The 18,446-nt window shown below is 34.9% G+C and carries 15 protein-coding genes and 1 tRNA gene; 12 read left to right on the top strand and 4 right to left on the bottom strand.

Annotated elements, in window-relative coordinates; translation table 11 throughout:
• The first annotated feature begins 1 nt into the window (after nt 1).
• The 4 genes from ACFX5E_RS14425 to ACFX5E_RS14410 all read left to right on the top strand — a co-directional run bounded on the left by ACFX5E_RS14425 (nt 2) and on the right by ACFX5E_RS14410 (nt 6,353).
• The gene (locus ACFX5E_RS14425) at nt 2-742 is read left to right on the top strand and encodes a head GIN domain-containing protein (protein ID WP_379855860.1); all 741 of its coding nucleotides are present in this window, start codon (nt 2-4) and stop codon (nt 740-742) included.
• Nucleotides 743-952: 210 nt separating this feature from the next.
• Nucleotides 953-1,825 (top strand): ABC transporter ATP-binding protein, encoded by an 873-nt coding sequence (locus ACFX5E_RS14420; protein ID WP_379855859.1) that lies wholly within the window; start codon nt 953-955, stop codon nt 1,823-1,825.
• Nucleotides 1,826-1,844: 19 nt separating this feature from the next.
• On the top strand, nt 1,845-5,429 hold the full coding sequence (locus ACFX5E_RS14415) for a M1 family aminopeptidase (RefSeq protein WP_379855858.1): 3,585 nt from the start codon (nt 1,845-1,847) through the stop codon (nt 5,427-5,429).
• A gap of 90 nt (nt 5,430-5,519) precedes the next feature.
• Nucleotides 5,520-6,353 (top strand): GIN domain-containing protein, encoded by an 834-nt coding sequence (locus tag ACFX5E_RS14410; RefSeq protein WP_379855857.1) that lies wholly within the window; start codon nt 5,520-5,522, stop codon nt 6,351-6,353.
• A gap of 178 nt (nt 6,354-6,531) precedes the next feature.
• Here ACFX5E_RS14410 and trxB read toward each other — a convergent pair whose 3' ends face one another.
• Complete coding sequence (gene trxB, locus ACFX5E_RS14405) at nt 6,532-7,479, bottom strand: thioredoxin-disulfide reductase (protein ID WP_379855856.1); 948 nt, start codon at nt 7,477-7,479, stop codon at nt 6,532-6,534.
• 517 nt (nt 7,480-7,996) lie between these two features.
• Between trxB and ACFX5E_RS14400 the strand changes: the two genes are divergently transcribed.
• Both ACFX5E_RS14400 and ACFX5E_RS14395 read left to right on the top strand, forming a co-directional pair.
• On the top strand, nt 7,997-9,151 hold the full coding sequence (locus ACFX5E_RS14400) for a glutathione-independent formaldehyde dehydrogenase (RefSeq protein ID WP_379855855.1): 1,155 nt from the start codon (nt 7,997-7,999) through the stop codon (nt 9,149-9,151).
• 25 nt (nt 9,152-9,176) lie between these two features.
• The gene (locus tag ACFX5E_RS14395) at nt 9,177-10,253 is read left to right on the top strand and encodes an alpha/beta hydrolase (RefSeq protein ID WP_379855854.1); all 1,077 of its coding nucleotides are present in this window, start codon (nt 9,177-9,179) and stop codon (nt 10,251-10,253) included.
• A gap of 248 nt (nt 10,254-10,501) precedes the next feature.
• Here ACFX5E_RS14395 and ACFX5E_RS14390 read toward each other — a convergent pair.
• A tRNA-Pro gene (locus ACFX5E_RS14390) sits at nt 10,502-10,576 on the bottom strand.
• Between the two features lie 418 nt (nt 10,577-10,994).
• On the opposite strand from ACFX5E_RS14390, the gene ACFX5E_RS14385 reads away from it, so the two are divergent.
• From ACFX5E_RS14385 to ACFX5E_RS14360, 6 genes are all read left to right on the top strand, one after another.
• Complete coding sequence (locus ACFX5E_RS14385) at nt 10,995-11,762, top strand: ParA family protein (RefSeq protein ID WP_379855853.1); 768 nt, start codon at nt 10,995-10,997, stop codon at nt 11,760-11,762.
• Nucleotides 11,763-11,766: 4 nt separating this feature from the next.
• Entirely contained in the window at nt 11,767-12,666 is a 900-nt protein-coding gene (locus ACFX5E_RS14380) for a ParB/RepB/Spo0J family partition protein (RefSeq protein ID WP_379855852.1), read from the top strand.
• The gene (locus ACFX5E_RS14375) at nt 12,666-13,226 is read left to right on the top strand and encodes a DUF5683 domain-containing protein (RefSeq protein ID WP_379855851.1); all 561 of its coding nucleotides are present in this window, start codon (nt 12,666-12,668) and stop codon (nt 13,224-13,226) included. The genes ACFX5E_RS14380 and ACFX5E_RS14375 overlap by 1 nt, the downstream gene beginning before the upstream one ends.
• 55 nt (nt 13,227-13,281) lie before the next feature.
• On the top strand, nt 13,282-14,007 hold the full coding sequence (gene dapB / locus ACFX5E_RS14370) for a 4-hydroxy-tetrahydrodipicolinate reductase (protein WP_379855850.1): 726 nt from the start codon (nt 13,282-13,284) through the stop codon (nt 14,005-14,007).
• An 89-nt stretch (nt 14,008-14,096) separates the two neighbouring features.
• Entirely contained in the window at nt 14,097-15,671 is a 1,575-nt protein-coding gene (lepB, locus tag ACFX5E_RS14365; protein WP_379855849.1) for a signal peptidase I, read from the top strand.
• Nucleotides 15,672-15,749: 78 nt separating this feature from the next.
• A complete protein-coding gene (locus ACFX5E_RS14360; protein WP_379855848.1) occupies nt 15,750-16,370 on the top strand; it encodes a WbqC family protein in 621 nt (206 codons plus the stop codon).
• Nucleotides 16,371-16,385: 15 nt separating this feature from the next.
• Here ACFX5E_RS14360 and ACFX5E_RS14355 read toward each other — a convergent pair whose 3' ends face one another.
• Both ACFX5E_RS14355 and ACFX5E_RS14350 read right to left on the bottom strand, forming a co-directional pair.
• A complete protein-coding gene (locus tag ACFX5E_RS14355; protein WP_379855847.1) occupies nt 16,386-17,438 on the bottom strand; it encodes an endonuclease/exonuclease/phosphatase family protein in 1,053 nt (350 codons plus the stop codon).
• A 72-nt stretch (nt 17,439-17,510) separates the two neighbouring features.
• A complete protein-coding gene (locus tag ACFX5E_RS14350) occupies nt 17,511-18,374 on the bottom strand; it encodes a rhomboid family intramembrane serine protease (protein WP_379855846.1) in 864 nt (287 codons plus the stop codon).
• Between the last annotated feature and the right edge of the window lie 72 nt (nt 18,375-18,446).

Below are 18,446 nucleotides of genomic sequence, written 5' to 3'. Positions count from 1 at the left end.
CATGATAAAAATTATCACAATGATCACCAAATTTATTATTGTAACCCTAACGGCCTTACTATTTGCCTCCTGCAACTTTTCAGGAAACATGAAATCAATAAGAGGAAATGGTCATGTTACAACTGAAAAGAGAATTATATCAGGCGATTTTAAAAGTGTAGAAGTCAGCAATGCCATCGATCTTGTCATTGAACAATCAGACAAAACGGAAATCACTGTTGAAGCCGATGACAATTTGCAAAAAGAAATCACCACTAAAGTAGAAAATGGTGTACTCATAATCGAATGTGACTATAATTCTTTTATCAATATTAAATCAAAAAAAGTAACCGTTAAGATGCCTTTTATTGATAAACTAGAAGCCTCCAGTAGTTCAACAATTAAAAGTATAAACACACTTAAAGGAGAAAGCATTAGCTTGGAAGCCTCGAGCGCAGGTTCAATAAATGTAAATTTAGAAGCCGACTCTGTTATTTGTGAAGCAAGTAGTGGAAGCACAATTACAGTTAGTGGAAAAGCATTAAAGCTGCAAACAGTATCTTCAAGTGGTAGCGAAATAGAGGCAAAAGGGTTATTGGCAAATGACATAACTGCCAACTCCTCCAGCGGAAGCTCTATATCTATTCATCCCTTGGTAAGTTTGAATGCAAAAGCCTCTAGCGGTTCTGAGATCAATTATGATATTGTTCCAAAAAAAATCACTAAAGAAGAAAGTTCAGGAAGCAGCATCAGCAAAGAATAAGTACTTCTTTTTACCAAAATGCAAATAAATCATTCATCAAAAGTGGATGATTTTTTTTGTCTCATTTGGAATGAAAAATAATTTATTTCTATAAATCCATTTTAAAATTCGTGAAAATTGATTATTTTAAGGTTATTTCTTAATAAAATGTAACAAACTACCATTCTAATAGTCAAACAAGCATTATCAACCAAAAACCAAAAAATATAAATGGAATTAATCATTAAAAACTTAGACAAGAAATATAGTAATGGTGTGCATGCACTAAACGATGTTTCACTTCACATAAAAAAAGGAATGTTTGGATTGCTTGGACCAAATGGTGCCGGAAAATCTTCTTTAATGCGAACGCTTGCTACTTTGCAAGATGTTGATAGTGGTTCGGTAACCCTTGGAGAAATTGATATTTTGAATGATAAAGAAGCGGTTCGCAAAGTCCTTGGGTATTTGCCTCAAGAATTTGGTGTTTATCCAAGAACCTCTGCGGTGGAACTTTTAGATCATTTAGCATTACTAAAGGGATTTGACAAAAAATCCGATCGCAAACAAATCGTAGAACAATTACTGACCAAAGTCAATCTTTGGGAACACCGAAAAAATGCCGTAAGCAGTTACAGCGGCGGTATGCGTCAGCGTTTCGGGATTGCACAATGTTTAATCGGCAAGCCGCAATTAGTTATTGTAGATGAACCAACCGCTGGATTGGATCCTGGTGAAAGAAATCGATTCTATAATATTTTGAGTGAAATTGGCGAAAACACTATCGTAATTCTTTCTACACATATCGTGCAAGATGTTCGTGAACTTTGTACTCAAATGGCGGTAATGAACAATGGAAAAGTATTATTTAGCGGCAATACTGATGATGCATTACTAGCAGTGAAAGGTAAAGTTTGGGAGAAAAAAGTAACTAAATTAAAATTGCCTGAATATCAAAATCAGTACAAAGTCATTTCTAATAAACTAGTTGGAGGTCAACCTTTGATTCATGTATTTTCGGATAGCCATTTAAATGATGGATTCACTCCGGCAGAAGAAAATCTGGAAGATGTATTTTTTGCGCAATTAAACGAATTAGTCTAACCCATTATTTTAAATTACTATGTGGAAATTTATACGATATGAATTAAAATATTGGTTAAGAACGCCAATGATATGGATCTTTTTATTCATCAATACCTTACTCGTTTTTTTTGCTGTCGCTTCAGAAAATGTTACACTTGGCGGAAGCATAGGCAACATTCACAAAAATGCTCCTTACGCTATTGAGCAATATTATGGCATCATTTCGATAATCTGTTTGTTGATGACCACTGCCTTTATGAATGCTACTGCCAACCGTGATTTTCAATACGGGATGCATCAATTTGTATTTTCATCACCTATCAAAAAAAGAGATTATTATTTCGGGAAATTTATAGGCGCAGCAATCGTTTCGGTAATTCCTTTGCTTGGCGTTTCACTTGGTGCCTTGATTGCTCCTGTTTTAGCACCAATATTCGATATGTGTCCGCCGGAAAGATTTGGCGAAGTCATTTGGGCTGGGCATTTGCAAGGCCTTTTGGTTTTTGGTATTCCAAATGTGATTATCTCGGGAGTTTTACTATTTGGTTTAGCTATTATTTTCAGAAGCAATATTATTTCCTTTATTGGCGCCATGCTCATTTTGGTTTTCTATATTGTCTCAGCGGGATTTACGAAAGACATCCAAAAAGAATGGTTGGCAAATTTGCTTGATCCTTTTGGCATCCGCCCTTTTAGGATTATGACCAAATACGCCACAGTTGCCGAAAAAAATTTAGATGCAGTTACATTGCATGGCGATTTATTAACCAATCGTTTGATATGGCTGGGAATCAGCTTGATTATATTAATAGCTGTTTATTACAAATTTTCTTTTAATACCAAAAAAGAAAAAACTAAAAAAACTAAAAAATTAAAAGCAGTTGAAACGCCAATAATTATTTCAACTATTGTATTAGAACCAACAAAAGCGAATGTGTTTTCGATAAACACATTTTGGAATTTAGTAAAATTCGAAACCAAGGCTATCGTCAAAAATCCTACATTTATTATCATTGTTGCCATCGGCATGATTAATTTGATTGCGAGTCTGGCTATTTTTACGGGTAATTATGGTACATCGCAATATCCTGTAACGTATAATGTAATCGATACTATAAAAGGAGCTTTTAACATCTTTATGATTGGTTTTATTACTTTTTACACCGGCGTTTTAGTTTGGAAAGAACGCGATGCAAAAATCAATGAAATTCAAGATGCCACTCCTATAAAAACAGGGGTTTTGTTTACTTCAAAATTAGTTGCCCTGATTATCAGTTTGGCCATTGTTTTTGCATTGACAATAGTTGTTGGAATTATTGCACAAACAGCATACGGCTATTACAACTACCAATTGGATGTTTACTTCAAATCACTATTAATTATCGAATTGCTGAGTTTCTCCTTTCTGGTTGTGCTCTCACTGTTGTTCCATTATTTAATCAACAATCGATATATTGCCTATTTTGCTTTCGTCACTTTTGTGATTGTAAATAGTTTCGTTTGGGGTTTGCTTGAAATCAATACAAATATGTTGAATTTTGGGGCAGTCCCACGAATAACCTACTCGGACATGAATGGCTTTGGACCATTTGTGGCATCAACAATTTGGTTCAATATCTATTGGGCATTGGCAAGTTTGATTTTGTGTTTTGTAATCATTGCCTTTTTTATTCGAGGTAAGGAACCTCAATTTAAATACAGATGGGCAAATGCAAAACTTCAATTTAGAAAAAACACAATCCCAATAACCATTAGTCTATTTGCCTTTATACTTTGCGGTAGTTTTGTTTTTTACAATACAAAAATTCTAAATACTTACGATTCTTCAAAAGAGCAAGAAAACAAACAAGTAGATTATGAAAAAAAGTATAAGAAATTCGAACATTTAGCGCAACCCCGGTTTTATAAATTCAATTATACTATTGACATCATGCCCGAAGAACGAAGCATGATTGCCAAAGTCGAAGCTTGGGCAAAAAACAAATCGAATGCGCCAATTCAGGAACTCCATTTTACGATGCCACAACTGACCGATAGTATAAAAATTAGCATTTCAGGAGCAAAATTGAAATTAAAGGATTCCCGTTTAAGTTATCGAATCTATACTTTAGAAAAACCTTTGGCTCCAAATGACTCCATCAAAATCAATATCGATTTATGGAAATTATCCAAAGGATTTGAAAATCAAGTGAGCTTCACACAACTGACTGAAAATGGAACTTTCTTTAATAATTACGACATTTCACCTTCTTTAGGATACAATCGTAATGCGGAAATTTCAGATAAAAACAAACGCATCAAACTGAAATTGCCAAAACGAGAAAGAATGGCAAAACTGGATGAGAACAATCTAACGGCTAGAGCCAATACATACATTGGAAATGATTCGGATTGGGTCCAAGTGAACACAACGATTAGCACAACGCCAGACCAAACGGCTATTGCTCCGGGTTCTTTGATAAAAACATGGGAAGCCAACGGAAGAAAATATTTCAACTACAAATTGGATCAAAAATCATTGAATTTCTATTCTTTTATTTCTGCAAAATATGAAGTTGCTAGAAAAAAATGGAACGGAATTGACATGGAAGTCTATTATGACAAACAGCATGCCTATAATGTTCCTAATATGCTGAAAAGTATGCAAAAGTCGTTGGAATATTATACAGCAAATTTTGGCCCTTACTACCATAAACAATGTAGAATTATTGAGTTCCCAAGATACCAAAGTTTTGCGCAAGCCTTTCCGGGGACAATGCCATACAGTGAAGGAATTGGTTTTATCACCGATTTACGTGAAGTAAAAAAGGACGATATTGACCAGGTTTATTATGTCACGGCACACGAAATGGGCCATCAATATTGGGCACATCAAGTTTCCGGTGCCAATATGCAAGGAAGCGAAATGATGAGCGAAGGTTTTGCTCAATATTCAGCGCTTATGGTAATGGAAAAAGAATATGGAAAAGACAAAATGAAAAAGTTCTTGAAATATGAGATGGATCGTTATTTAAGTGGAAGAAGTTCGGAACTTGAAGGAGAACAGCCTTTGATGAAAACTGAACAGCAACAATACATTCATTATCAAAAAGCGAGTGTGGTTATGTATTATTTCAAAGAAATGATTGGCGAAAAAAAGCTAAATCAGGCGATGAAAAATTTAGTTAACATGTATGCTTACAAAAACCCACCTTTTCCTACTTCGATAGATGCTGTGAATGAATTCCGAAAAATAACTCCGCCGCATTTGCAGTATTTAATAGCCGATATGTTCGAAAATATTACGCTTTTCTCTAACCGAATGCTGGAAGCCAAATACAAAAAAGTAGGTACGGAATATGAAGTCACTTTGAAAACAACCTCCGAAAAATTCAGATCTGACGCACTTGGGAAGGAAACCAAAATGCCTGTTGCCGATTATATCGACGTAGCCGTTTTTGCAGAACCGAAAAGTGATGCTGATTTAGGAAAGGTTTTAGTTTACAAAAGGTTGAAAATAACAAAAAAAGACAATGTTTATACTTTCAAAACAAAAGAAAAGCCTTTTGAAGCTGGAATTGATCCTTACAATTATTTGATAGATCGAATCCCTGACGACAATTTGAAGAAAACAGAAGAATAATTTTCAAACCCAATTTCTAAAACATCCGTTTCTATGCTTAATGAAACGGATGTTTTTTTATATTTGTCAAACAATAATCAAAAAATAAAAATGAAAAACCACATCGCTATACTCCTACTCGTATTGTCTACAACTCTAACTTTGGCGCAGAAGAAAGATAAAATAAAAGGTTCGAGAACTGTTACAATCGAAAATAAGGAAATTGGAAATTTTCAGGCCTTGGAAGTAGAAGATAACGTTGAAGTAAACTTAGAGCGAGGAGAAAAAAGTAGTATAAAAATTGAAGCTGATGATAATCTTCATGATATTATTTCATTTGATTTAAAAGACAACACACTTCGCATTTACACTACAAAAGAAGCGGTAAATTATAAAAAACTAATTGTAAGGGTAACCTACAACAGCGATTTGACTCTGGTAACTTCAAAAAATGAGGCAATAATTAATGCAATAGAAGAAATTCAGCTGGATGAAATTACATTTAAAACCTCAGATTATTCTAAACTTTTTTTGAATGTCAACACTAAGAAATTCATTTTGCAGGCCGATGATAAATCGAAAACACAACTCAATCTAAGATCGGAAAACACGACTATACAATTGAGTAAAAATGCAGCATTAAAATCTTTACTTACCACTTTTGATTTAAAAGTTGATTTGTATCAAAAATCTGATGCTACGCTTGAAGGTAGCGCAACTAAAGCAATAATTCGATTAGATAATAATTCGACTTTAACCGGAAATAAACTAATTGTAAAAGATGCAGAAATAATTACGGAAAGCTATACGAATTGCAGCCTGTTTGTAGAGACAAACGTCATTATTGATGCAGCCGACAAATCAGAGCTACACCTTTTTGGGTCACCAAAAATAGAAATGCGACAATTTAGCGACGAAGCAAAACTATTCAAAAAAATAAAATAGAAAATCCTCCCCCCAACCCTTCCGAAGGAGGGTAGAAAAACTGGAGTCAAATAATTACTCTAAAATAAGTATAAACGAAACCCCCATCAGCCTTTAGCTAATGGGGGTTTCAATTTAAAACAAGACTGAAAAATCTTAGAATGAATCTATTATCTACAAATAAATTTTCTAATTCCGTTTATTCCTTAGAAGCTAAATATCTTTCCGCGTCTAAGGCAGCCATACAACCGGTTCCGGCAGCAGTTATTGCTTGACGATACACATGATCTGCAGCATCACCGGCTACAAAAACACCGGCAACATTTGTTTTTGAAGTTCCGGGAGTATTAACGATATAACCCGTTTCATCTAGTGTGATAAAATCCGTAAAAATATCTGTATTAGGTTTGTGTCCAATGGCAACAAAGAAACCAGTAGCTTCTATTTCAAAAGTTTCACCAGTAGTTTTATTTAAAGCTTTTACACCCGTAACCACTTGTTCGTCTCCTAAAACTTCAACGGTATCATGGTTCATCAGGATGGTAATATTCTCCGTTTTGCGAACACGTTCTTCCATGATTTTTGAAGCTCTGAATTTTTCGCTACGCACTAACATCGTTACTTTTTTACAAAGTTTTGACAAATAATGTGCTTCTTCACATGCAGAATCCCCTGCCCCAACAATTACAACTTCTTGGTTTCTATAGAAAAATCCATCACAAACAGCACAAGCCGAAACACCACCACCCATTTTTAAATAATGTTGTTCTGAAGGTAAACCTAAATATTTAGCAGTAGCGCCTGTAGAAATAATAACAGTTTCACAATGCAATTCTTTAGTCTCATTTATCCATACTTTGTGAATATCGCCCGAGAAATCAACTCTTGTAGCCCAACCATCGCGCACCTCAGTACCAAAACGTTGTGCTTGCGCTTGTAAACCAACCATCATTTCCGGACCCGTAATTCCTTCAGGGTTTCCAGGCCAATTTTCTACTTCATTAGTTGTTGTTAGCTGTCCACCAGGCTGCATTCCTTGGTACAAAACAGGATTCATGTTTGCTCTGGCAGCATAAATAGCAGCAGTATAACCTGCCGGACCAGAACCTATAATAAGACATTTAATTTTTTCGATTGTATCTGACATAGCAAGATTTTATTACATTTTTGAAGTTGCAAAAATAAGGCATAATTGCTGGATTATATAACCTGAATAATGAGTTTTTTTATTCTACTATAAGAAATTCCTATTGTTGAGACAGAAAAAGAATTTTTATATTATGGCAGGATTGCACTCTTTTTTGTACCATAATTTGTACAAAATATACTTTACTGTGATTCATCAATTGTTTCATTTATTTTGGAACAGTTTGTTGCTTTTTAATTAACTTCAGGAAACTAATTAAAGACTTGCTCCTCTATAATTTTTTAATAATGGAAAAACCATCAATTCTTTTTTGCAAGGAAATACAGTAAAAAAATCTCCAGATACAGTCTTACTTTTCGAAGAAAATTTGAGCTTATTAAATATCAAAAAAATTATTAACATACTGATAACAAAGTATTTAAACCAATATCAATAACTTTGTTTAATTCTTGATATAAACTTTATATAAGAAAAAGAAGCACTTAATTATTGACTAACCATTTAAAATGCCATTAGTATGAAAGCACTTGTTTATTTTGGCCCTCATGATGTTAGGGTAGTAGAAATGCCGGATGCCAAAATTGAGCAACCGACGGATGTTTTGGTTAAAATTACCACGTCCAATATATGTGGATCTGATCTTCACATGTATGAAGGAAGAACAGATATGGAACCGGGTCGGATATTTGGACATGAAAATATGGGCAGAGTTGTTGAAATTGGCAAAACCGTAACCCAGATTAAAGTGGGTGATATGGTTTGTCTGCCTTTTAATATTGGGTGCGGTCATTGTCGCAATTGTGAAAGCGGCTTGACCGGTTTCTGCCTCACTATGAATCCCGGAATGGCAGGTGCTGCATATGGCTTTGCAGGAATGGGGCCTTACAGTGGCGGACAGGCGGAATACTTGCGTGTACCCCATGGGGATTTTAATTGCTTAAAATTACCGGAAGATGCTCTTGAAAAGGAGAATGATTATGTGATGTTATCCGATATTTTCCCCACAGGATACCATGCAACTGAATTAGCTAATGTAATGCCCGGAGATTCTGTAGTTATTTATGGCGCAGGACCTGTTGGGCTAATGGCAGCACATTCAGCAAGTATTAAAGGCGCAAGTCAGATTATGGTTGTTGATAATCATCCTGACCGACTGAAACTTGCCGAAGCATTAGGAGCAATTGCTATTGATTTTTCCAAAGGTTCCGCTGTGGAGCAAGTGATGGAGCTTACCAAAGGTATCGGTGCCGATAAAGGATGCGAATGCGTGGGTTACCAGTGTTGTGATAAACACGGCGAAGAACATTCAAATATTACGATGAATGAATTGGTACAGGCCGTGAAGGCAACCGGATCAATCGGAGTAGTAGGAGTTTTTGTACCCAAAGATCCAAAATCAAAAGAGGCTTTACAGAAAGAAGGACATATGGATTTTGATTTTGGTCAATTCTGGATGAAAGGCCAGCGAATAGCTACGGGACAGGCAAATGTGAAAGCCTACAATCGTCAGCTAAGCACTCTGATTTCTGTAGGGAAAGCAAAACCTTCGTTAATTGTATCACACGAACTATCCTTAGATCAGGCTCCTGAAGCTTACAAACATTTTGATGCCCGTGACAAAGGATGGACGAAAGTCATATTAAAACCAGAGATGGCTAAAGCTGCCAAATAGTAAATTATTTTAACTCATTATATAAATGATTAAGAACATTATCAAAAAATTGCACAAAATGAAAAGAAAATCAATTTTAAGTAAAGCGGCAATTACTATGATCGTTATAGCCTCTGGTGAAGGGGTTTCGGCCCAGACGATCGATCCGGCCCAAGACCCAAATATTGAAAGCAACGTTAAATCATTTTTAAAAGTCATTAACGCAGCACCAGGAAAACCGATAGAAGAGTTATCTCCCAAAGAGGGTAGAGCAGTTTTGGCTAAGGCTCAATCCTCTGTAAAAGTGGATCTCTCCGGGGTAACCGTTACTGAAAAAACCATCACTCAAGACGGATTGACTATTAAATTGAATATTGTTAAGCCAAAAAAAGCAAAAGAAATTTTACCCGTATTTATGTTCTTTCATGGCGGCGGATGGGTTTTGGGAGATTTCCCCACTCACGAACGCATGGTACGTGATTTGGTGGTAGCATCAGGTGTTGCCGCGGTATTTGTAAACTATACCCCCTCACCCGAAGCCCAATATCCAGTGGCCATTAATGAAGCCTATGCCGCAACAAAATGGGTGGCTAAAAATGGCAAAGAAATTGGCATAGACGGTCAGCGCATAGCCGTGGCGGGTAATAGCGTTGGCGGCAACATGGCCACGGTAGTTGCGCTAATGGCTAAAGATAAAAAAGGACCTAAAATTAAGTTACAAGTATTGTTTTGGCCAGTAACTGATGCTAACTTCGAAACGCAATCTTATAATCAATTTGCAACAAAACGCTTTTTAACCAAAAGTTTGATGATTTGGTACTGGGATAATTATACCACCAATGCTAAAGAACGTAAAGAAATTTATGCCTCACCGTTATTAGCCACAAAAGAACAACTCACAGACCTGCCTCCTGCTCTGGTTCAAACGGCTCAAAATGATATTTTGCGTGATGAAGGTGAGGCTTACGCACGTAAATTGGATGAAGCAGGTGTAAAAGTGACTGCAATACGTTATAATGGAATGATTCATGACTGGGCACTGCTAAATGCATTGAGCAATGTTCCCGGCACAAAATCTGCATTATTACAGGCCGCGGCGGAATTGAAAAAAGCACTTAATTAAATAAACGAGAGCACCGGCAATAGCGATTTTTAATATCCAACTTAATTAAAAGAGAAATAAAGAACAATAATCCATTTTTAAATTTCCAAAATCTCCAAGGTATAGTAGTATTGATGATAATATAAAGTGAAGAAATGACCAAACAAACCTTGCTTTACAAATAGCTTAAATAGCTTATTGGCAAAAAACAAAAAAGGCTGTAAATCATGTGATTTACAGCCTTTTGATGTGAATTGACAACTAGGTTGTCGGGGTGGCAGGATTCGAACCTGCGGCCTCCTGCTCCCAAAGCAGGCGCGATAACCGAGCTACGCTACACCCCGAAAGCGTCGGCAAATATATAACTATTTTTTGCTTCTTCAAAACTATTTATGAAATAAGAAATAAATTTACTTGCTCTAAAAAAAATCGAAATTTATCTTCCTAATTATTCTACAACCTCAACTACACTAGCCCAAATGACAGAGGAATACTTTGCAGCGCTAAAAGCTAATTTTTTCTTGGCAGAAAAGAGCGACCAAAGGAAGCTACTTTTATGACAATAGAAAAAAGGGTGTAGCTCAAGTCCCAAAGTATCGGGATTGAAACGAACAGTTGAAATAGCTCCTGAAAACGACCTCAATTTAAAAACTGATAATTAGGTCAAATAGCAAGGAATCAAGCTTTAACGAATGTTAACAAAATAGATTTTTAGAAACCATAAATAATTGTATTTTTACGGTTCAAAATTTAGAAAAATAAATGGGCAAAATCATTGCGATTGCTAATCAAAAAGGTGGAGTTGGAAAGACTACAACGTCTGTAAATCTTGCGGCCTCATTAGGTGTTTTAGAAAAAAGAGTGTTATTAATCGATGCAGATCCTCAAGCTAATGCCAGCTCCGGCTTAGGTATTGATGTTGAAAACGTTGAAATAGGAACCTATCAAATTCTCGAACACAGTCATACCCCGAAAGAGGCCATCATCAAATGTTCTGCTCCAAATGTAGATGTCATCCCTTCTCATATTGACCTTGTCGCCATCGAAATCGAATTGGTCGACAAAGAAAACAGGGAATATATGCTAAAAAAAGCATTGGAAAGCATAAAGGATGAGTATGATTTTATCATTATCGATTGTGCTCCATCACTTGGATTGTTAACGCTAAATGCTTTGACAGCTGCTGACTCTGTAATCATCCCAATTCAATGCGAATATTTTGCATTGGAAGGTTTAGGGAAGTTGTTGAATACAATAAAAAGTATCCAAAAAATCCATAATGCCGATTTAGATATCGAAGGATTGTTATTAACAATGTTCGATTCCAGATTGCGGCTATCAAACCAAGTGGTAGAAGAGGTTCAAAAACACTTCAACGATATGGTTTTTGATACAATTATTCAAAGAAATGTAAAATTGAGCGAAGCACCTAGTTTTGGCGAAAGCATAATAAACTATGATGCAACAAGTAAGGGAGCTATAAATTACCTGCATTTGGCTCAAGAAGTTATAAAGAAAAACAGTAAATAGTTTTATGGCAAAAGCAATAAAAAAACAAGCCTTAGGAAGAGGATTATCTGCGTTATTGAAAGATCCGGAAAACGATATAAAATCCGTTGCCGATAAAAATGCCGATAAAGTTGTAGGAAATATTATTGAGCTTGAAATAGATGCTATAGAAATAAATCCGTTTCAACCAAGGAGCAATTTCAATGAAGAATCATTGAGAGAATTAGCGACTTCCATCAAGGAATTAGGTGTTATTCAACCTATTACCGTACGTAAATTAGACTTCAATAAATACCAATTGATCTCAGGGGAACGTCGTCTTCGTGCGTCGACTCTTGTGGGATTGACAACAGTTCCGGCTTATATTCGTATTGCAAATGACAATGAATCACTCGTTATGGCATTGGTTGAGAATATTCAACGTCATGATTTAGATCCAATAGAAATTGCACTTTCATACCAACGATTGATTGACGAAATTCAATTGACTCAAGAACAAATGAGCGAACGCGTAGGTAAAAAACGTTCTACCATTGCTAATTATTTGAGACTTTTAAAATTAGACCCCATCATTCAAACCGGAATTCGTGATGGATTCATCAGTATGGGCCACGGTCGTGCGATAATTAACATTGAAGATCAGGATATTCAAACGGATATTTATCAAAAAATCGTAAGTCAGAATCTTTCGGTTCGTGATACGGAGGCAGTGGTAAAAAACTATCAGGAAAGTTTAAAACCTAAACCTGCCGGTAAACCTAAAGCTGCGGCGTTTGAAATTGCTGATTCACACAAAAGTACTTTTACAAATTATTTTGGAACTAAAGTAGATGTAAAAGTAGCCGGAAATGGTAAAGGAAAAATCACTATTCCATTCCATTCCGAAGAAGACTTCAACAGAATTATTAAATTAATAAACGAATAGTGCATAAAATCATTTTCATAGTTCTCTTCCTTTTTATTACAGGTAACAGTACTGTTTTTGCCCAAACAAAACCAGATACAGTTCTTGTTGCTAAAGACACTTTGAAATCGAATAACATAGATCCTCTGACACCTGCTAAAGCTGCATTTTATTCGGCTGTTTTGCCAGGATTGGGACAAGCCTACAACAAAAAGTATTGGAAAATTCCGATTGTTTATGGCGCCATTGGAACCAGCCTGTATTTTTACATAGACAACAATAAAAAATACCATCAATATAGAGATGCCTATAAACGAAGATTAGAAGGATATACGGATGATAATTATACGTATCTGGATAATACGAGATTGATTGCGGGTCAGAAATTTTATCAAAGGAATCGTGATTTATCTGCTTTAATAACATTGGCCTTTTATGCCTTAAATATCATTGATGCCAATGTTGACGCAGCCTTACTACAATTTAATGTAGATGAGAACTTATCCTTCAGACCTATTATTTATCCCAATGATGTAACATTTAAGACTAATGTTGGTCTAACACTTAATTACAATTTTTAAAAAGCAAAATAAACTTGTTTACTCTTTAATTTTTTTAATCATAAATAAAACACAAATGAAAATTGCGCTTTTAGGATACGGAAAAATGGGTCATGTAATTGAAAGGATTGCACTTGAAAGAGGTCATGAAATTGTTTTGAAAAAAGACGAATTCAATTCTTATGACGGCCTTTCAAATGCTGACGTCGCCATCGATTTTAGTGTTCCAACTGCTGCTGTGACAAATATTTCGAATTGTTTTCTCGCTAATGTTCCGGTAATTTCAGGAACGACTGGTTGGCTGGAACACTATGATGAAATGTTGGCGTTGTGCAAAGAAAAAAACGGAGGGTTTATCTCCAGCTCGAACTTTAGTTTAGGGGTAAACATTTTCTTCGAACTCAATGAATATTTGGCAAAAATAATGTCAAAATTCGATAGCTATAGTGTTGAGATGGAAGAAATTCATCATACTCAAAAACTGGACGCACCAAGTGGAACAGCAATTTCATTAGCAAAAGGAGTTATCGAGAATAGTTCATACACTAATTGGACTCTTGAAAACCCAGAACCAAATCACTCGAGCGATAGCGAACTGGCGAAGCAAATTCATATCGAAAGCAAAAGAATCGGTACTGTTCCCGGAACACATACCGTAATTTATAATTCGGCCGTTGATGCAATAGAAATCAAACATACAGCCCACAATCGTGAAGGTTTTGCATTGGGTGCTGTAATTGCAGCAGAGTGGATTGTGGGCAAACATGGGGTTTTTACAATGAAAGACGTATTAGAATTTTAATTTTCAAATTAGATAAATAGATTTTTAGAAATCATAGAACTTTATGATTCCATAATAAACAAATAACCGATTAACCAAAAAAACATATTATGACTTTATATCAATGGTTTGTATTTTTCTTGCTTGTACAGATAGTTCACTTTTTAGGGACGTGGAAATTATATGAAAGTGCCGGCAGAAAACGTTGGGAAGCAGCAATTCCCGTATATAATGCCATTGTTTTAATGAAGATCATCGGTCGCCCAACCTGGTGGACCGTATTACTTTTCATTCCAATTATAAACTTGATTATGTTTCCTGTTATTTGGATTGAGACCTTAAGAAGTTTTGGAAAAAAATCCAGCTTAGATACTTTTTTAGGCATAATAACTTTTGGATTATACATCTATTACATTAATTATACCCAAAAACTAGATTACATAGCTGACCGAAGTTTACAACCTGAGAATAAAACAGCAGACACCGTTAGCTCACTACTTTTTGCTGTCATCGTGGCAACTTTAGTTCATACCTATTTTATTCAACCTTACACCATACCAACTTCTTCACTTGAGAAATCTTTGCTAATTGGTGACTTTCTATTTGTCAGCAAAATGAATTACGGAGCCAGAGTTCCAATGACCACCGTGGCTTTGCCAATGGTACATGACTCCATTCCTTTTACAAAAAGAAAATCGTATTTAAATTGGCCTCAATTGCCTTACTTGAGATTACCCGGTTTTCAAACCATAGATAGAACAGATATCGTAGTTTTCAATTGGCCCGTAGATACTGTCTATAAATTTTTTGATACATCTAAAAGACATGTTTTAAAACCAGTAGATAAAAAATCGAATTATGTAAAAAGATGTGTTGGAGTTCCTGGCGATAGCTTGTCTATCAAAGATGGAATTGTTTATATCGATGGCAAAATATTGGTTATGCCAGAAAGAGCAAAACCTCAATATTCCTATGCCGTAGCTTTAGACGGAAAAACGCCGATTGATTTTGAGTATTTAATAAAAGATTTAGATATAACAGACGAAGCAGGCTTTAAAAGCGAACTAAGAGACACATTATTCTTAAAAGCACTTACCGCAGCAGGCGCTGAACGATTAAAAAATGTTCCCGGAATAGTGTCTGTAACAAGACAAATTTCTTCAGGAGTTGAAGATGGTATATTCCCTGATATCCACAAATGGAATCGCGATAATTTGGGACCAATTTATATTCCCCAAAAAGGAAAAACGGTTGCTTTGACAACAGAGACCTTGCCATTTTACAAAAGAATTATCACGGAGTACGAAAAGAATGATAACGGTAAAAAAAATGACCTAAAAGTTACAGGTAATGAAATACGATTGAATGGAGCAATTGTTAAGAATTACACGTTCAAACAAAATTACTACTGGATGATGGGAGATAACCGTCACAACTCAGAAGATAGCCGCTATTGGGGTTTTGTGCCCGAGGATCACATTGTAGGAAAACCTATATTTATCTGGATGAGTTGGGATACAAATGGAAAATGGCTAAGCAAAATCCGTTGGGACAGAGTTTTCACGACTGTTAGTGGTGAAGGACAACCACAATCCTATTTCAAACTGTTTCTGCTTGGCTTAGTTGCTTTCTTTGTTGGAGAATATTTTTGGAAAAAAAGAAAAGAGAGAAAAGCAAACGTATAAAATTTCTAGTTTAAAGTCTAAGGTTTAAAGTTGTATTCGTAACTTTAAACCTTACTTTTTATATATAAACCTGATTGTATGAAAACCCTGTTATTCCCAACCTATTTCCCTTCGATAAGTCATTTTGCTGCTCTTGCGCAATCAGAAAATACAGTGTTTGAAATAGAGGATAATTTTCAGAAACAAACCAATCGAAACAGAACGTATATCTACAGCCCAAACGGGATTCAGCTTTTGAATATTCCTGTGAAGCATTCTAAAGAAAGCCATCAAAAAACAAAAGACATTCAAATAGAAACTGATTTTGACTGGCAAAAACAACATTTCAAATCATTGGAAGCAGCTTACCGAAGTTCGCCATTTTTCGAATTTTTCGAAGATGACCTCCGTCCCATTTTCGAAAAAAAACACAACTTTTTATTGGATTTAAATTTTGAAACTTTAGAAATTGTATCTAAATGTTTACGAATGAAATTGGAATACACTACCACGACAGAATACTTTCATGAAGTGGATGCAAATGAGTATAAAGACTTCAGAGCATTAGTAAACGGGAAAAAAGATTCTTCTTCGTTCGAAAGTTACACCCAGGTTTTTGATGATAAATATGGTTTCATCAATAATCTAAGTGTTCTTGATTTACTATTTAATGAAGGGAAATATGCTCTGGAATATTTAAAGAAACAAGAATTGATATAAAATAGTCTTCAAAAATTACTCTCCTTCAAATGACATTCTTGCCATAACAGGAAAATGATCTGAATTTACAAATTCAGGAAAACTCTCGAATTTTTTAATTTTCATTCTGTCATCTGCAAAAATATAATCGATTCTTGCAGGATAATATTTAAATTTATAGGTAACCCCAAATCCTTTACCAGCTTCTTCAAAGCTATCTTGCAGTTTTCCTTTTATGCTTCTGTAAACATAGGAAAATGCACTGTTATTCATGTCTCCACAAATTATAATAGGATATTCGCACTTATCTTTATGCTTCATAAACATTTCCGCTTGTTCCTGTTGCTGCTTGAAAGCGACACTAATACTTTTGAACATCATTTGGGATTTGTCCTTATTAATTGCCTCAATATTTTCATTGATTTCATTAACATCAGGAGATATTTTTAAGGACTGTAAATGCATATTATATACCCTGATAATATCTTTTCCTTTTTTAATATCAGCAAAAATGATATCATTAGTGGTGTTAGCAAAAACAATACTTCCTTGGTCAATAATGGGAAATTTAGAAAAGATAGCTTGCCCAGTTTTGACATTATTCCCATCCGTAAAAATATATCGATGCGGATAAACTTTAAAATCAATATTAGCCGATGAAGAGTATTCTTGAATACACAAAATATCCGGATTTTTTTCATTCACAAACGCCAAAATCTCAGTGGGAACGTCATCTCTGTCAATCCACTTGAACACATTAAACAGGTGAACATTATAGCTCATTACCGTAAAATCTTTTTCCTCCACAGGAAAATCATTCGAAGAAAATTTATAAAATTTATTTATAAAAGTGATTCCTATCAAAAGTACCAGGCCAGACAAAATCATTCGCTTTTTAAACTGCAACAGCCAATAGACAAAAAACAACGCGTTCATAATAAAAAAAAACGGCATGAATAGTGTCAAAACAGCTAAAAACGGGAAAGATTTAGGTGCTAAAAATGGTAAAACATAAGCTATAAATGTTAATACAATTAGAACTATATTCAAAAAAAACATTATTTTATTGAACCACGAGAGGTTTTTCATTTATTTTAGTTTAAAGTTTAAAGTTTAAAAGTTTAAAGTTAATCAACCTTAAACTTTAAACTTTAAACCAAATCATTTCCCTGTTTTGAATAAAAATTCTTTTTCTTCTTTTGTCAGACTATCATAACCGGACTGACTAATTTTATCTAAAATTTCATCAATTTGTTGTTGTGCTTTGTCTTTTGTTATGATTCTGGAGCCGCTTTTCTCAACAGGTCTGCTATAATTTTTGTGTACTTTTTTGAATGGTGTTGAAGACGATTTAGTGAAAATATTCGCAAAAAAATCTAAAACACTTGACACTATTTTACTTAAATCAATTCCATTTTCAAGCAATTTAATAAAAATAAAACCAAATAATGCTCCTGAAAGGTGAGAAATATGTCCGCCGGTATTTTCCAGTCTAAATTGCATCAGATCCAACAAAATAATTACAAAGGTGATATGCCATAATTTTACGTTACCTATAAGCAACAATCTGACATTCATCAAAGGGTGATAAGTCGTCGCAGCAACTAAAACGGCCATAATCGCAGCAGAAGCACCTACAATTGAAGCATTTAAATTTAAAAAATAATATCCCGCAACAAAAGCTAAACCGGCAAAAATAGCACTCAATATATACAATCCCAGAAATTGTTTAGGTGTAAAAAAAGTCAAAAACAGAGAGCTTGAAAAATTCAATACCATCATGTTGAAAAACAAATGCCAAAACCCATCGTGTAAAAAAGAATAGGTTAGAAAAGTCCAAGGTTTCAAAATAAAATTAGAAGGTTCCGAAGAAAGGGCTATCCAAGTAGGAAAATCAAACGCTCCAACTTTAAATTGATAGAAAAAAATTAATGAAACCAGAAAACAGGATACGTTCCAATAGATTAACCTTTGGGCAATTCCACCTAATTTATACTGCAGTTTCAAGTCCTCAATAATACTCATAATCTAATTTATTATTTAAATTTCTATAAAGGTCGCATAACTGTAGATTGCGACTGAAAACTAATTACTATT

It is taken from the genome of Flavobacterium xylosi, from assembly GCF_042787345.1.
GTDB classification, from domain to species: domain Bacteria; phylum Bacteroidota; class Bacteroidia; order Flavobacteriales; family Flavobacteriaceae; genus Flavobacterium; species Flavobacterium xylosi.
Note: the sequence above shows the minus strand (reverse complement) of the source record. Positions and strands in the feature narration are given on the sequence as shown.

Coding starts and splice junctions, on each gene's coding strand:
- ACFX5E_RS14425 (WP_379855860.1), top strand. CDS start 2: ATGATAAAAATTATCACAATGATCACCAAATTTATTATTGTAACCCTA.
- ACFX5E_RS14350 (WP_379855846.1), bottom strand. CDS start 18,374: ATGAGTATTATTGAGGACTTGAAACTGCAGTATAAATTAGGTGGAATT.
- ACFX5E_RS14400 (WP_379855855.1), top strand. CDS start 7,997: ATGAAAGCACTTGTTTATTTTGGCCCTCATGATGTTAGGGTAGTAGAA.
- ACFX5E_RS14420 (WP_379855859.1), top strand. CDS start 953: ATGGAATTAATCATTAAAAACTTAGACAAGAAATATAGTAATGGTGTG.
- ACFX5E_RS14395 (WP_379855854.1), top strand. CDS start 9,177: ATGATTAAGAACATTATCAAAAAATTGCACAAAATGAAAAGAAAATCA.
- ACFX5E_RS14415 (WP_379855858.1), top strand. CDS start 1,845: ATGTGGAAATTTATACGATATGAATTAAAATATTGGTTAAGAACGCCA.
- lepB (WP_379855849.1), top strand. CDS start 14,097: ATGACTTTATATCAATGGTTTGTATTTTTCTTGCTTGTACAGATAGTT.
- trxB (WP_379855856.1), bottom strand. CDS start 7,479: ATGTCAGATACAATCGAAAAAATTAAATGTCTTATTATAGGTTCTGGT.
- ACFX5E_RS14355 (WP_379855847.1), bottom strand. CDS start 17,438: ATGAAAAACCTCTCGTGGTTCAATAAAATAATGTTTTTTTTGAATATA.
- ACFX5E_RS14380 (WP_379855852.1), top strand. CDS start 11,767: ATGGCAAAAGCAATAAAAAAACAAGCCTTAGGAAGAGGATTATCTGCG.
- ACFX5E_RS14410 (WP_379855857.1), top strand. CDS start 5,520: ATGAAAAACCACATCGCTATACTCCTACTCGTATTGTCTACAACTCTA.
- ACFX5E_RS14385 (WP_379855853.1), top strand. CDS start 10,995: ATGGGCAAAATCATTGCGATTGCTAATCAAAAAGGTGGAGTTGGAAAG.
- dapB (WP_379855850.1), top strand. CDS start 13,282: ATGAAAATTGCGCTTTTAGGATACGGAAAAATGGGTCATGTAATTGAA.
- ACFX5E_RS14360 (WP_379855848.1), top strand. CDS start 15,750: ATGAAAACCCTGTTATTCCCAACCTATTTCCCTTCGATAAGTCATTTT.